We start from the raw sequence: 13,235 nt of genomic DNA on the forward strand, positions 1-13,235 counted from the left end.
GTCGTCGTCATCTATCACGAGAGACGTTGGCGAGAACACTCGAGGAAAACGGCTGACAAGATACTCGACGAATACACTCGACGAGAGCAACTCGTTCGTCAATCGGTCGTCACGGTCTCCTCCGGTCCCCCGTCAACAGGCGCGTCGGCCCACGCCCCGTCCGCGAGGTCGATCGCACCGGTCCACTTGCCGACGACCGACGAGACTGCGAGGTCGCCGGTGACGTTGTTCGTCGTCGCGATCCGACCGAGGATCGGATCGACGCCCGCGACGAAGCCGACGATCTCGAGGGGCAGGCCGAGTGCGTTCAGGATGACGGTGAGCATGATGAGCCCGGCCCCGGGGACGCCGGCCGTCCCGATGCTGATCAGGATCACCGTAAAGAGGACGAGCACCTGCTCGCCCAGCCCCAGCGAGATGCCGACCATGTTAGCGGCAAAGACGGCCGTGACCGCCTGCCGGATCGCCGCGCCGTCCATGTTGATCGTCGCCCCGAGGGGCAGCCCGAAGCCGTAGACCGACTCGTCGATCCGCAGGTTCTCCTCGGCGTTCGTGATCGTGACGGGCAAGGTGGCTGTCGAGGAACGCGTCGTGAACGCCATCAGCATGGCGTCTTTCGCCCCATTGAGGAAGTCAAGCGGCGACTGCCCGAGGATTCCGATCGTCATCACGCCGAGGTAGGTGACGGTCATGTGGATCACGATCCCCACCGCGATGACGCCCACGAGCGCGCCGAGTTGCACGATCGCCCCGAGTCCCTCGGCCCCAATCGACGCAGCCATCAGCGCGAAGACGCCGACGACGCCGTACTCCAGGACGCCCCAGATGATCTTGAACAGCGCCTGCGTTCCAGCGTCGATGAACGCGAAGAAACCGCCGACCGCCCCCTCGACGGACTCGTCGTTCGTGGCCTCGCGGACCGACGTCAGCGCAAGCCCGAAGACGATCACGAAGAAGATCGTCGCGAGGATGTCACCCTCCACCATCGCCCCGAGCGGGTTCTCCGGGACGATTCCGAGCATGACCTCCGTGACCGTCGGCGGCTCTGCCTCTCGAGCCTCGCCACCGGTGAACTCCACGGCTGTACCGGGGTCGAACAGGTTCGCGACTGCGAGGCCGATGACGGCCGCGACGGTCGTCGTCGCGATGTAGAGCCCGACCGTGAGCCCACCGACCTTGCCCAGCCGAGACGGCGTCAGTTTGCGGATCCCGCCGAGCAGCGTGAAGACGATGATCGGGATGATGAGCATCTCCAGGAGGCGCAAGAAGAGATCCCCCAGCGGGCTGAGAACGCTCGCTCGCTCCCCGGCGACCGCGCCGAGAGCGGATCCGAGGACGAATGCGACGGCGATGCGGTAGATGAGTGGGACGGATCGATACGTGCTCCACAGGCGTCGGTGGAGCGACGCGCGGGTCTGGCTCATTGGCTTCGCTTCTAGCTGAGGCCATCAATCGGTGTCGCTGTCGGTGAGATTCTCCGCCACCTGTGACAGCCAACCGTTTGCGCTACGCTCCTTCGCTTCGCTCGCTCGCTCGGCGAAACGTTGATGAAAATCACGGCGTCATCCCCTCCGACGCAGCAAAGCTGCGCCTTCGAGGGATTCCTTGGCTCGCTCGCTCACCTTATTCGCTCGCGATGAGTACACACTGCTCACCCTGTACCTCTCGGGTTCTACGGATACACGGATAGCAGGATGCACACGTTGTTTTCCACGCGTCTCGATACAGACCGACTGATTTTCGAACGAATCAGTCACGAAACCGTCGACCCGTTCGAGCTGTACGCGTTCGTGAGTCGAGCCCAAAAAGTACGGTGGCCGCCACGAGGGGCTACTGCGCCAGCACTCGCCGTGGCCGGACGGAACAGTGACCGAGCAGCATCGGTTCACCATCGTCGGATAGGTATACGAGGAAGCGACAATGGAGCCCGAGACGCTCGATTTCGACGTCGGGTGGAAGAGACCACCGACTCGAAGCAGTTACGACATATAATACAATGGTTGTAGCATAGCACTATAGATAAAGGATTACTAGTCAGGCCGCGTTCGAACGACGTTTCGGCTGTCCGTAGAGCTGCGGGCCGACGAGACGATGGCGGTTGCAAGCCCAACGACCTTTTGAGCGAACCGTCAATCACAAACCGGTGAAGACTATGTCTGAAGAGACAGATCACGGCCGAGATGTCGAACTGGCCAAAGAAGACCCCGAGGCGGACGAGAACGAAGAACTCACCGAGGAGGAAAAAGAGGCCCGCCGTCGCCGAGACGAAGAGGAGCGAAAGGAGGACATCGAACACGGATCGATCGAACGCGAGAACGAGGCCCTCGAGCAGGAAAACCCGGACAATCACCGGGACGAACCACCTCACAACAGCTAGCGACGACGTTCCGGTCAGCAGCCCTCTTCGTTCGGGAGGGATCGTTTCGGTCGAGCATTCGATCCCGCAGAGCGTTCCTCGAGTACCGGGCTCGGAATCGCTCGCGGGGAACGGGGGCGAGAACGGGTGTTTGCCGGTTCCGGGCTCGTTACACTCGCCCATAGCGGTACCTCTTTTAGGCATCCACGCTTCGCCTCGAGTATGACCACGCTCGGGCTGGTGATCGCCCAGTTCAATCGTCCGATCACCGAACGGATGGAAGCCGCCGCCCTGGAGGCCGCCGAGACCGCCGAGGCCGACGTGTACGACGTGGTGTCGGTCCCTGGCGTCTACGACGCACCGCTGGCCGCCGACCGGCTCGCCCGCCTCGAGGCCGTCGACGCCGTCGTCGTGATCGGGACGGTCATCACCGGCGACACCGACCACGACCAGGTGATCACCGACGCCGCCGCCGGCCGTCTGGCCGACGTCAGCCTCGAGCGTGACACCCCGGTAACCCTCGGTGTCACAGGTCCCGGCATGTCCGCCGCGGAGGCCCGCGAGCGCGTCGAGAACGCCGCGAAGGCCGTCGACGGCGCGCTCGCCCTCGTCGAGGAACTGCCAACAAACGAACCAGCCGACTGACTCACAGCGAAACACACCACAGCCAAACCCTCAGCCATGACCATGGAATTCACCGACCGCGTCTCCCGAGTCGAACCGTCCGCAACCCTCACAATCTCCGCGCTCGCCACCGAACTCGAAGCCGACGGTGTCGACGTCGTGGACCTGAGCGTCGGCGAACCGGACTTCCCGACGCCCGAAAACGTCGTCCAGGCCGGCAAGGACGCGATGGACGCCGGCCACACCGGCTACACGACGCCCGCGGGCCACCTCGAGCTTCGCGAGGCCATCTCGGAGAAACTCGCCGCCGACGGCCTCGACCACGGCCCGGAGGAGATCATCGTCACACCCGGCGCGAAGCAATCGCTCTACGAGGTCGTCCAGACGCTGATTCAGGCAGACGACCAGGTCGTCCTCCTCGACCCCGCCTGGGTCTCCTACGAGGCGATGGTCGAGATGGCAGGCGGCACGCTCTCGCGAGTCGACCTCTCGGAAACTGACTTCCGGCTCGAGCCAGCCCTCGACGACCTCGCCGAGGCGGTCTCCGACGACACCGACCTGCTGATCGTCAACTCGCCGTCGAACCCGACGGGCGCGGTCTACTCGGACGCGGCGCTCGAGAGTGTTCGTGACCTGGCCGTCGAGCACGATATCACAGTCATCTCCGACGAGATCTACAAAGAGATCACCTACGGCGTCGAGCCCACGAGTCTCGGAACTCTCGAAGGGATGGCCGATCGCACCATCACGGTCAACGGCTTCTCGAAGGCCTACTCGATGACCGGCTGGCGACTGGGCTACTTCGCCGGACCAACGGACCTGATCGACCAGGCCGGCAAACTCCACAGCCACTCGGTCTCCTCGGCGACGAACTTCGTCCAGTACGCCGGGATCGAGGCGCTCGAAAACACCGACGATGCCGTGACCGAGATGGTCGAGGCGTTCGAGGACCGACGCGACCTGGTCGTCGACTTGCTCGAGGACCACGGCGTCGATGTGGCCGTTCCAGACGGCGCGTTCTATATGATGCTCCCCGTCGATGCCGATGACCAGGCCTGGTGTGAGGGCGCCATCGAAGACGCCCACGTCGCGACCGTCCCCGGCAGTGCCTTCGGAACACCCGGATACGCCCGCATCTCCTACGCGGCGAGCGAGGAGCGACTCGAGGAGGGAATCGAGCGGCTGGCGGCCGAAGACTACCTCTAATCGACCTCGAGACGGCGCCCTCCGCCACATTCTCCGACCACACACCTAGTTTTATTGATATTGTCTCCGTAGCGAGAATATGGGTCTCGAGAATCGTCGATCGCTGACAGCCGCACAAATCGCCGGCATCTACGCGATCGTGAGCGGACTGTGGGTCGTCCTCACCGATCGGTTCCTCGAGATACTGTTTCCAACGATCGCAGCCATGTCCGTCGCACAGACGGCAAAAGGGCTCGTCTTCATCCTCGCCTCGACCATCATCATCTACGCCCTCGTCGCCCGAAGTCGACACGAACTCGAGGAGACGAACCGCCGCCTCGACCTCGCGCTTCGACACTCGAGCGTTCTCCACCGCGTGCTCAGGCACAACCTTCGGAACACCTGCAACGTTATCCAGGGGACCGCCGAGACGCTCCAGGAGCGAACCGAGAACGTCGACGGATCACTCGAAATCATCGAAGAGGAAGCCGAGCGGCTGGTTTCGATCGGCGACAAATCACGATCTCTGGAGTCGGTGATCGGAACGGGTCCACAGTCTCGAACGGAGGTCGACCTGGCGGAGATCGTCGAGGAGTACGCCGAGATCTACCGCCAACGGTTCCCATCAGCCCGAATCGAAACGGACGTTCCGGAGACTGCCCGATTCGAAGCACATCCGAAGGTCGAACTCGCCATCGACGAGTTGCTCGAGAACGCCATCGTTCACCACGGCTCGCCCGAACCGGTAGTGCGGCTCGCGGTCGATCGGTCTGCGGACGGGCACGTCGCCTTCGAGGTCGTCGACGATGGGGTCGGCATCCCGGCGACCGAGCGCGAGGCACTCGAAACCGCCGTCGAGGATCAACTCGTTCACGCAAGCGGCGTCGGCCTCTGGCTGGCACAGATCCTCGTGCTCGAGTCGGGCGGGACGTTCGAGGTCAGCAGGGCCGACGCCGGTGGGACGACCGTTCGCGCCGTATTCTGACTGCGTTTGGATCGGATTCGAACGCCCATCGAACTCGAGCGTAGGGACCTGACCCAAGCCGTTACCCAAATCCTGTAAGCCGAATTCCGTTACCCGCGGCGTCGAAGAATTCGCTCGACGATCAATCGCGTCGACAACAGTTCGTCGTCGTACTTTGGCTCTCGCCCCGACGCACGCTCGACCGCACAGTCGATGCCGCGGGACTCGAGCTCGGCCTCGATTGCACCGGGGTCGTGGTGCTGGTCGTGGCCCAGCGCGATAACGTCGGGATCGAGTTCCTCGATCGGCCGGAAGATGTCCTCACGGTCACCCAGGATTGCCTCGTCGACCACCTCGAGAGCGGCGACCAGTTCCCGGCGCTGCCGGGCGGCACAAATCGGGGCCTCCTTGTGGTCGACGTTCGTCGGCCGAGCGACGATGACGACGAGTTCGTCGCCCATCGCCCTGGCCTGCTCCAGGTAGTGGACGTGGCCGGGGTGAAGCAGGTCGAAGGTTCCCTGAGCGACGACGAGCGTCTCGTCGGGTCGGCCGTCTCGTCCCCGGGTTCGTGTCGTTCGGTCGGTGTTTCGCGTGTCCGTCATTGTAGTCTCTCACCGTCGGTCGCGTTGGTGCCGTTACCGTTCGCCGCGCTTTGCGCGCTCACCGCGCTCGCATTGTTCGCAACACCCGCATCGCTCGCATCGTTCGCAACACTCGTATCGCTCGCATCGTTCGCAACACTCGTATCGCTCGCATCGTTCGCGTCGTTCATCCGCGTAACTCCTCGTCGATGTCCGCCTGCGTGAAATCGAAGAACGACTCGCTGTCGGGCAAGTCGACGTCGATGACCTCGAGGTGCGTCCGCCGCCCCTGCGAGTCGAACGCCTTCCAGTCGTTCCGGCGGTAGGGCGCGCCGATGATAACGTGCACGCTGCCCCGGCCGAACGTCTCCAGGTCAGCCTGGCTCGGCCGGATCACGCCGTTGGGGTGGGAGTGGACGCTGCCGAGAGCCTTCACGTCGTTCGGAATCGAACTGGTCTGTACGGTCGCGCTCACGCTATTGGACTCGGTTCCGGGGATGATCAGCACGTCGGTGATGACCAGCCCCTCCCGGTCGAGTCCCAGTTCCGCAGCCTCGGTCCCCCGGAGAAACCCCATGTACTCGTCGGGGTGGGCGGCTTCGGAGGACTCGAGGGCGAACTCGACGGTCTCCTCGGCGATGCCGAGAATCTCGCTCGAGCGAAAGAACGCGTCCAGCAGACCCATGCCCCTACGTCCGGTCCTGACGTTGCTAAACGTTCCGGAAGCCGACGCCCAGCGGCCCGCGTCATCCCCGGCGGCCCGGATCGGTACCGGCCGTGGATTCTGCATCCGCACCCGCCGAAAGGGGCCACAGATCGCCTTGGCAAGCGTTATACGCGGCGAAGCCAAATTACCGTCACCGATGACACGTGACTCCGCCGGAGGTTCCGGCGACAGTGATAGTAAAGACGGAGATGTTTCCGTCGTCTACGATCTCGCTCCCGATTGCACCGCTTCGGACGTCAAACCCGACGTTCCGTATCTGGCCTCGATCAACGGCATCGTCGAGTACGGCGTTTTCGTCGATCTCTCGGAGAACGTCTCCGGCCTCGTCCACGAATCCGTCCTGGAGGGGACCTTCAGCGTCGGCCAGGAACTCGCCGTCGAACTCGAGGAGGTTCGCGACAACGGCGACATGGCCTTCCAGCCGGCCGAGGTCGACCTCGAGGAGGACGACTACGCGGTCGAACCCGTCGACCACGACTATCCCCTGACCGGGACCGACCGCCTCGAGGCGAACGTCGGCGAACAGGTCCACCTCGAGGGCGAAGTCGTCCAGATCAAACAGACCGGCGGCCCGACGATCTTCCACATCGCCGACGAACACGGCGTCGTCCCCTGTGCCGCCTTCGAGGAGGCCGGCGTTCGCGCCTACCCCTCCGTCGAGGTGGGCGACATCGTTCGCGTCACCGGGACCCCCGAAACCCGCGAGGAGAGCGTCCAGATCGAGGTCGACGGCCTCTCGAAACTCGATGGCGAGGACGAGTCCGAGGCCCGCGAACGACTCGAGGCCGCCCTCGAGGAGCGCGCCCAGCCCCACGACGTCGACCCGCTCATCGACTGGCCGGCCTTCGAAAAACTCCGCCCGAACCTCTTGGAGGTCGCGACCCTTCTCCGGCGAACCGTCCTCGAGGGGCGACCCATCCGCGTCCGTCACCACGCCGACGGCGACGGCATGTGCGCGGCCGTCCCCCTCCAGCTCGCCCTCGAGAACTTCATCGCCGAGGTTCACCAGGACGAGAACGCGCCCCAGCACCTGATCAAGCGTCTGCCTGCGAAGGCGCCGTTCTACGAGATGGAAGATGCCACACGCGACCTCAACTTCGCGCTCGAGGACCGCGAGCGACACGGCCAGCAACTGCCCCTCGTACTCATGCTCGACAACGGCTCCACGGCCGAGGACGTGCCCGCCTACGAGACGCTGGCCCACTACGACATCCCCATCGTCGCCATCGACCACCACCACCCCGACCCCGAGGCGGTCGGCAGTCTGCTCGACGCCCACGTCAACCCGTACCTCCACGACGAGGACTACCGGATCACGACGGGCATGCTCTGTGTCGAACTCGCCCGGATGATCGACCCCGACCTCACCGACGACCTGCGACACGTCCCCGCCGTAGCCGGCGTCTCGGATCGATCGAAGGCCGACGCGATGGACCAGTACCTCGAACTCGCCGCCGAGAACGGCTACGACGAAGACCGCCTGCGAGACGTCAGCGAGGCCCTCGACTACGCCGCCTTCTGGCTCCGCTACAACTCCGGCGATCACCTGATCCAGGACGTCCTCGAACTCTCCGACGCCGACGATAACCGCCACCGACGACTGGTCACGTTCCTCGCCAACCGCTCCGGTCGGGACGTTGACCGCCAGCTCGACGCGGCCATGAACCACGTCGAGCACGAGCGTCTCGACAGCGGCGTCCACCTCTACCGGATCGACGTCGAGAACCACGCCCATCGCTTCACCTACCCCGCTCCGGGCAAGACGACGGGCGAGATCCACGACCGCAAGATCCAGGAGACCGGTGACCCGGTCATCACGGTCGGCTACGGGCCCGACTTCGCCGTCCTCCGCAGTGATGGCGTCCGCCTCGACATCCCCCGGATGGTCTCGGAACTCGAAGAAGAGATCCCCGGCGGCGGCGTCTCCGGCGGTGGCCACCTCGTCGTCGGCTCGATCAAGTTCGTCAAGGGCAAACGCGAGGCAGTCATCGACGCCCTCGTCGAGAAGATGGCCGCCGCGGACATCGACGAAGCGCTCTCGAGTGCGGCGCCCCTCGAGAACTAGTCTAGAAGTAGATCCGCTCGTCGTCGAGCGATTCCTCTTGCTTCCGCTGTCTCTCTCCACCCCGACCCTCGAACGCGAGCCGATGCCATCCGAGTACGCCCGCGGCGACCAGGCCGACACCCACCGCACCGAGTAACTCGAGCGGGACGGGAAGCGGCGTCGTCTCCTCTCCCTCCCAGTCAGCCTCGAAGACGGCCGTGTAGTACGACGCGACCGACTCGCCGTGGAGGGCCAGAACGACTTCACGGTTGTTTCGGAGCGAGTTCCGGTTCCAGTTCAAACTCCCGAGAACGACCGTGTCGCCGTCGACGATCACGCCCTTCGCGTGAATCTTCTCGAATTGCTCGCCAGGTACGACGAGACGAGCCTCGAGTGGCAGGTCCTCTCTCGCCGCGGCCGTCTCGAGTTGCTCGATTACCTGGCGATTGTCCGCCTCGTTGTACCAGCTGGCGTCGAGGAGGACGCGCACTTCGACGCCGCGTTCGGCCGCCTCGATTGTCGCCTCGAGGACCGACGCGTCGTCGCCGATGCTGGCCTGAGTGACGTCGATCGACTCTTCGGCGCCCTCGAGCAACTCGAGGAGTCGACCCTCGGCGTTGTCCGGCGCGAGCAGGAGTTCTACCTGCTCGAGTGCGACCGGTTCTGCATCGTGGACCGTCGGATACGCGGCCGACGACGGGTTGGGTTCGACGAACGTCGCCGTCTCGCGGTGCTCGGCCCACGGAGTGACGTCCCAGCCGTCCGCGTCGGCCCGGAAGACCGCCTCCAGGTCGTGGGCGAGCGCACGGTTCTCGACGACGACGCCCCAGCCACGACTCGAGGCACCGCCGAGTCCCGACGGCGACCAGTTCTCGGTGGTGACGAGGACTGTTTCGTCGATAACGGCGTACTTTGGATGGTGGTACCGATACCGCGCTCCCGGTCCGCCGAGAGCGTACACATCGGCGCCCTGGCTCTCGAGTTCGGAGAGAAGTTCGTCGGTACGCTCCGAAGCACCGCCGACGGGTCCCGCTTCGACGAGAATCTCGACGTCGACGCCGCGCTCGAGGGCGTCCTCGAGCGCCGTCGCGGCCTCCGGAGACGTGAACGTGTAACCGGCGAGGCGAATCCGATCCTCGGCGGCCGTGATTCGATCGCGGGCGACGTTGGATGCGTCCGGCAGGACGAACGCGGTCCCCGTCGTCTCGCCGTAGGTGGCAACCGGGAGGCAGGTCGCGTCGCGAGGCCACCACGCGTCCTGATCCGGAGTCGTAGATACGTCAGTCGCGTTCGAGCCCGACCGGTACCAGACCCTGGCCGTTCGGGCACGGTCGTAGGCAATTTCGTCGACGAGCGTTCCGTCCTGGAGCACTCGGAGGGCGTCCCCGTCGGCCGCCAACCGGAGGTGCCCTTCGAGTTCGAGCACCTCGAGGGTCGTCATCGACGCCGTTTCGTCGGGGTTCATCGATAACGCAACCGGACCCGAGACTGTCGCGTTCGGAATCGCTGCCGTCGTGTGACCATCGGTTACCGTCCAGTTCTCGAGTCGCGTTCGTTCCGGCACCTCGAGGACGAAGAATTCACCGACGTTGCCGCGTGTCGTCGGGTTCGGGTAGACGACCGTAACGTGTGGTTCAGTTCGGGGTTCGCTCTCGGACGTCTCCACCGCGTCGGAGAGACGGCCATCGCGGGGAAATGCCGTTGCCGCCCGAACCGGACAGGCTCGGCTGTCGTCGCGCACGTCCATCGACGGGTCCCCTGTGAACGTTCCCGTGAACGTCCCGGCCATCCCGACTCGGCCGTCGCTCGAGTCGACTGGGGCGTGGCGGTGGCTCGCTGACGAATCGACGCCGGCGCCGGCGGTTCCGGCGGTTCCCGCCGAGGTGGCGAGAAGCGCGATCACGAGGAGGACGACCAGGAAGGGGCGCACGGTCGGCTCTGGCCGCGCGTTCGTATATAAACTCTCGTCCCACGGCGACGGCGAAAAAGGATTGGACGGGGTCGCGTCTCGGTCTCAGACCGTCGGCTCGAGCGCCGGCCCCGCCTTCTCGGCTTCGGCCTGCACGAGGTAGGCGCGGTCGTCGTCGTACTCGAGGAGCGCCTCGAGGGCGTCTTCGGTGCCGATTCGGTTGAGCGCCCAGGCGGCGGAGGCGCGGGCGGTGTCGTCGTCGTCCTCCTCGAGGACGTCCGCGAGCGGAGAAATCGCTCGGGTGTCACCGATTAGGCCGAGGGCGCGCGCGGCGGCGCTTCGAATCTCGCCGTTCTCGGCGACGAGCTGGTCCGCGAGGGGCTGGACGGCGTCCTCGTCGCCGATTTCGCCCAGGGCCTTGAACGTCACCTTCTGGAGCAGCGGATTCGAGTCGTTGTCGACGTAGTCAACGAGCGTCTCGACGACTTCCTCGTCGGCGACACCGATCTTGCCGATGATGGTGATCGCGTCCTGGTCGCGACGGGTCGCCCGCTGGAGCATGGGTTCGAGGGCTTCCTCAGGCCCCATTCGCTCCAGGGCCTCGAGGGCGTGTTCCTCCATGAAGTCCGAGTCGAACGTCTCGAGGGCCAGTAGGATCATGTCGACGTTGTGTTGCTTCTCGTGGACCTTGAGGGCGTGCCACTCCGGCGGGTAGTCCTTGACGTGCTCGAGGACGTCGTAGTACCCCTGGGCGCGAAGTTGCTGGCGAACCGAGAGATCCTCCCAGGCCTGTGCGTCGTCGATGCCGTTGACGAGTGCCTCGGTGGCCTCGAGCAGGGCTGCGATTTCGTCGGCGTCGTCGTCGGGGTCGAGGTCGGCTTCCTCGACGGCGGCGCCGGCGTTCTCGAGCGTGGCGGTCAGCCTGGCGACGGTGTCCTCGCCGTTGCCATCGGCGACGGTCAGGTTCGTCCCGAGAACCTCGTTGACGTCGGCGACGAAGGTTTCGACGACGTCGACCAGTTCGGACTCGCCTTGCTCGGTCCACCGGGTTTCGGCGATTTCGCCCTTCGCGTCGTCGATTTCGGCGACGACGTCCTCGGCGTAGGGGCCCCGGGCGTCCTCAAGGTCGGTGGCGAGTGCGTCGAGGTCGTCCTCGAGGGGTTCGTCTTCGTCTTCTTCGTCGAGGTCGGCCGCTTCGACGTCCGTCTCGAGGTCGGTGAGTGCCGCCTCGACTTCGTCGAGATCGGACTCGGTTTCGGCGTCCTCGAGGGCGGCCTCGACGGACTCGAGGCGCTCGCGGAGTGGTTCGACGGTGAGTTCGTGTTCTTGTTCGTCGGCCGTTTCGGACTCCTCGTCGCTCATGGAACCACCCGGTGACCTGTCGGCGTGCGGTGACGCAGTTCCGTCTTCATACCGGAGAATCGTGTCAGGATGCTCCTAAGCGTTTCCATCTGGCTACGGAGTGTGCCACTCGAGGCACGCTTCTGAGAGGTGATCGGTTCGCACCCGTTCGCCCTCGCGCTGGCTACTCCACGCCAGCGGCACGTTCCTCGACCGGATGGGTTTCTTCGCGCCAGTAGAACCACGGACTCAGCGTCATGTAGGCGATGCCGAGCGTGAGTAGAGCGTAGGGGAACGTCCGGCCCGCGGCGTTCGGAACGAGCATGGCCAGCGCGTGCACGACGCCCATGATGAGCGCGTCTCGAGCCAGCAGGTCAGGGTACCGAATCCGCGAAACCATCAGGTAACAGAACGCGCCGGTGATGGCGAGGACGAGCCAGGGGTCGTCGACTGGGTAACCCGCGAGGATCGCCGCACCCATGATCGTCGCCGCGAGCGTCGTCTGGATGCCCTCGGTGTAGTCGTCGGCCGTGTCGTAGGCCGTGTAGAGGCCGAGGCGGGCGACGGCCATTGCGACGAACAGCGCACAGACGGCGGTGACGACCCCAAGTTCGACGGACACCGTCTCGAAACCAATTCCGAGCCCGTCGCTGACGACGACGAACGCGAGAACGGCGGGCGCGATGGCGAAGGAGGCCACGTCTGCCAACGAGTCGAGGTAGGGGCCGGCCGCCGTCCCGCCGTACCGGCGCGCGAGAAGGCCGTCGAGTCCGTCGGCGATCGCCGCGAGCAGGATCAACCGGGCGGCGAGACGAATGTCGACGAACGCGACGACGACGGCGACGAACCCGAGGCCCGCGTTGGCGATAGTCACTGCGTCGGCGATTCCGAGTCGGCCGACGAACCGGGGCAGCATACACCCGGGTTCGACCGGCAGCGCTCTTACGTGTTTCCGTTTCGCCCGATTCCAGCCCAGCGGGAGCAACCGAGCGGGTTATGTCTCGCCTGTCCGAACGTCCGGTATGCACCGGCGCGTATACCTCGCCACGGCTGGCAGCGCGGCCCTGGCGGGGCTCGCGGGCTGTACGGTCGTCGGGGACGTTGGCGAGCAGGTCTTCGGCGAACCCGAGTACGACATCGGGATGACCCGAAACGAGTATCTCCCCGCCGAGTACGAGACGACCGTCGGCGAACCTGTCGTCTGGAAGAACACGAGCGAGTCGATCCACACCGTCACCGCTATCGAGGGGAGGCTGCCCGACGGCGCCGAGTACTTCGCGACCGGCGGTTACGACGATCAAAAATCGGCCGAGGACGCCTGGCACGACCACCATGGCGGCGCAATCGACATTCGGGAGCCCTACGAGTACACGTTCGAGGTTCCCGGCACCTATCACTACATCTGCGTTCCCCACGTCGGCGGCGGCATGGTCGGCCGCGTCGTCGTCACCGAGTGAGTCGCGACTCGCCAGTGCGCTTTTCGAGATCGCTTCGAGAAAGTCGA

General features: G+C 65.1%; 13 protein-coding genes. 6 read left to right on the forward strand and 7 right to left on the reverse strand.

Annotated features, from left to right (window positions below; translation table 11 throughout):
- Positions 1 to 98: 98 nt before the first annotated feature.
- The gene (locus NGM15_RS07895; RefSeq protein ID WP_253437532.1) at positions 99 to 1,424 is read right to left on the reverse strand and encodes a dicarboxylate/amino acid:cation symporter; all 1,326 of its coding nucleotides are present in this window, start codon (positions 1,422 to 1,424) and stop codon (positions 99 to 101) included.
- A 728-nt stretch (positions 1,425 to 2,152) separates the two neighbouring features.
- Between NGM15_RS07895 and NGM15_RS07900 the strand changes: the two genes are divergently transcribed.
- From NGM15_RS07900 to NGM15_RS07915, 4 genes are all read left to right on the forward strand, one after another.
- Positions 2,153 to 2,377, forward strand: coding sequence for a hypothetical protein (locus tag NGM15_RS07900; RefSeq protein WP_253437535.1), 225 nt, complete (start codon positions 2,153 to 2,155; stop codon positions 2,375 to 2,377).
- 201 nt (positions 2,378 to 2,578) lie between these two features.
- A complete protein-coding gene (gene ribH, locus NGM15_RS07905; RefSeq protein WP_253437538.1) occupies positions 2,579 to 3,001 on the forward strand; it encodes a 6,7-dimethyl-8-ribityllumazine synthase in 423 nt (140 codons plus the stop codon).
- A 36-nt stretch (positions 3,002 to 3,037) separates the two neighbouring features.
- Positions 3,038 to 4,186: a pyridoxal phosphate-dependent aminotransferase gene (locus tag NGM15_RS07910; protein ID WP_253437541.1), complete on the forward strand. Its 1,149-nt coding sequence runs from the start codon at positions 3,038 to 3,040 to the stop codon at positions 4,184 to 4,186.
- A 79-nt stretch (positions 4,187 to 4,265) separates the two neighbouring features.
- Positions 4,266 to 5,150 (forward strand): sensor histidine kinase, encoded by an 885-nt coding sequence (locus NGM15_RS07915; RefSeq protein ID WP_253437544.1) that lies wholly within the window; start codon positions 4,266 to 4,268, stop codon positions 5,148 to 5,150.
- An 89-nt stretch (positions 5,151 to 5,239) separates the two neighbouring features.
- Here the strand turns inward: NGM15_RS07915 and NGM15_RS07920 are convergent, their stop codons facing one another.
- Genes NGM15_RS07920 through NGM15_RS07930 form a run of 3 tightly spaced genes read right to left on the reverse strand, consistent with a single transcriptional unit; the run spans position 5,240 to position 6,395 of the window.
- Entirely contained in the window at positions 5,240 to 5,731 is a 492-nt protein-coding gene (locus NGM15_RS07920; protein WP_253437547.1) for an FAD synthase family protein, read from the reverse strand.
- Positions 5,728 to 5,901: a hypothetical protein gene (locus NGM15_RS07925; protein ID WP_253437551.1), complete on the reverse strand. Its 174-nt coding sequence runs from the start codon at positions 5,899 to 5,901 to the stop codon at positions 5,728 to 5,730. Before NGM15_RS07925 ends, NGM15_RS07920 begins: the two co-directional genes overlap by 4 nt.
- The gene (locus tag NGM15_RS07930) at positions 5,898 to 6,395 is read right to left on the reverse strand and encodes a Mov34/MPN/PAD-1 family protein (RefSeq protein ID WP_253437554.1); all 498 of its coding nucleotides are present in this window, start codon (positions 6,393 to 6,395) and stop codon (positions 5,898 to 5,900) included. The genes NGM15_RS07925 and NGM15_RS07930 overlap by 4 nt, the downstream gene beginning before the upstream one ends.
- A gap of 178 nt (positions 6,396 to 6,573) precedes the next feature.
- On the opposite strand from NGM15_RS07930, the gene han reads away from it, so the two are divergent.
- Positions 6,574 to 8,502 (forward strand): Hef-associated nuclease, encoded by a 1,929-nt coding sequence (gene han / locus NGM15_RS07935; protein ID WP_253437557.1) that lies wholly within the window; start codon positions 6,574 to 6,576, stop codon positions 8,500 to 8,502.
- Between the two features lies 1 nt (position 8,503).
- On the opposite strand, the gene NGM15_RS07940 is transcribed toward han, so the two are convergent.
- The 3 genes from NGM15_RS07940 to NGM15_RS07950 all read right to left on the reverse strand — a co-directional run bounded on the left by NGM15_RS07940 (position 8,504) and on the right by NGM15_RS07950 (position 12,647).
- Positions 8,504 to 10,411, reverse strand: a complete 1,908-nt coding sequence (locus NGM15_RS07940) for a phospholipase D-like domain-containing protein (RefSeq protein ID WP_253437559.1) — start codon at positions 10,409 to 10,411, stop codon at positions 8,504 to 8,506.
- An 84-nt stretch (positions 10,412 to 10,495) separates the two neighbouring features.
- Positions 10,496 to 11,752, reverse strand: a complete 1,257-nt coding sequence (locus NGM15_RS07945) for a HEAT repeat domain-containing protein (protein ID WP_253437562.1) — start codon at positions 11,750 to 11,752, stop codon at positions 10,496 to 10,498.
- 163 nt (positions 11,753 to 11,915) lie between these two features.
- On the reverse strand, positions 11,916 to 12,647 hold the full coding sequence (locus NGM15_RS07950; RefSeq protein WP_253437565.1) for a protein sorting system archaetidylserine synthase: 732 nt from the start codon (positions 12,645 to 12,647) through the stop codon (positions 11,916 to 11,918).
- A gap of 106 nt (positions 12,648 to 12,753) precedes the next feature.
- Here NGM15_RS07950 and NGM15_RS07955 point away from each other — a divergent pair, with 106 nt between their 5' ends.
- A complete protein-coding gene (locus NGM15_RS07955) occupies positions 12,754 to 13,188 on the forward strand; it encodes a cupredoxin domain-containing protein (protein ID WP_253437568.1) in 435 nt (144 codons plus the stop codon).
- Positions 13,189 to 13,235: the final 47 nt, after the last annotated feature.

The sequence above is a fragment of the Natronosalvus halobius genome (assembly GCF_024138145.1).
GTDB lineage: Archaea > Halobacteriota > Halobacteria > Halobacteriales > Natrialbaceae > Natronosalvus > Natronosalvus halobius.

Excerpts from the sequence above, each read along its gene's own strand:
- NGM15_RS07895 (WP_253437532.1), bottom strand. The coding sequence starts at position 1,424 with ATGAGCCAGACCCGCGCGTCGCTCCACCGACGCCTGTGGAGCACGTAT.
- NGM15_RS07900 (WP_253437535.1), top strand. The coding sequence starts at position 2,153 with ATGTCTGAAGAGACAGATCACGGCCGAGATGTCGAACTGGCCAAAGAA.
- ribH (WP_253437538.1), top strand. The coding sequence starts at position 2,579 with ATGACCACGCTCGGGCTGGTGATCGCCCAGTTCAATCGTCCGATCACC.
- NGM15_RS07910 (WP_253437541.1), top strand. The coding sequence starts at position 3,038 with ATGACCATGGAATTCACCGACCGCGTCTCCCGAGTCGAACCGTCCGCA.
- NGM15_RS07915 (WP_253437544.1), top strand. The coding sequence starts at position 4,266 with ATGGGTCTCGAGAATCGTCGATCGCTGACAGCCGCACAAATCGCCGGC.
- NGM15_RS07920 (WP_253437547.1), bottom strand. The coding sequence starts at position 5,731 with ATGACGGACACGCGAAACACCGACCGAACGACACGAACCCGGGGACGA.
- NGM15_RS07925 (WP_253437551.1), bottom strand. The coding sequence starts at position 5,901 with ATGAACGACGCGAACGATGCGAGCGATACGAGTGTTGCGAACGATGCG.
- NGM15_RS07930 (WP_253437554.1), bottom strand. The coding sequence starts at position 6,395 with ATGGGTCTGCTGGACGCGTTCTTTCGCTCGAGCGAGATTCTCGGCATC.
- han (WP_253437557.1), top strand. The coding sequence starts at position 6,574 with ATGACACGTGACTCCGCCGGAGGTTCCGGCGACAGTGATAGTAAAGAC.
- NGM15_RS07945 (WP_253437562.1), bottom strand. The coding sequence starts at position 11,752 with ATGAGCGACGAGGAGTCCGAAACGGCCGACGAACAAGAACACGAACTC.
- NGM15_RS07950 (WP_253437565.1), bottom strand. The coding sequence starts at position 12,647 with ATGCTGCCCCGGTTCGTCGGCCGACTCGGAATCGCCGACGCAGTGACT.
- NGM15_RS07955 (WP_253437568.1), top strand. The coding sequence starts at position 12,754 with ATGCACCGGCGCGTATACCTCGCCACGGCTGGCAGCGCGGCCCTGGCG.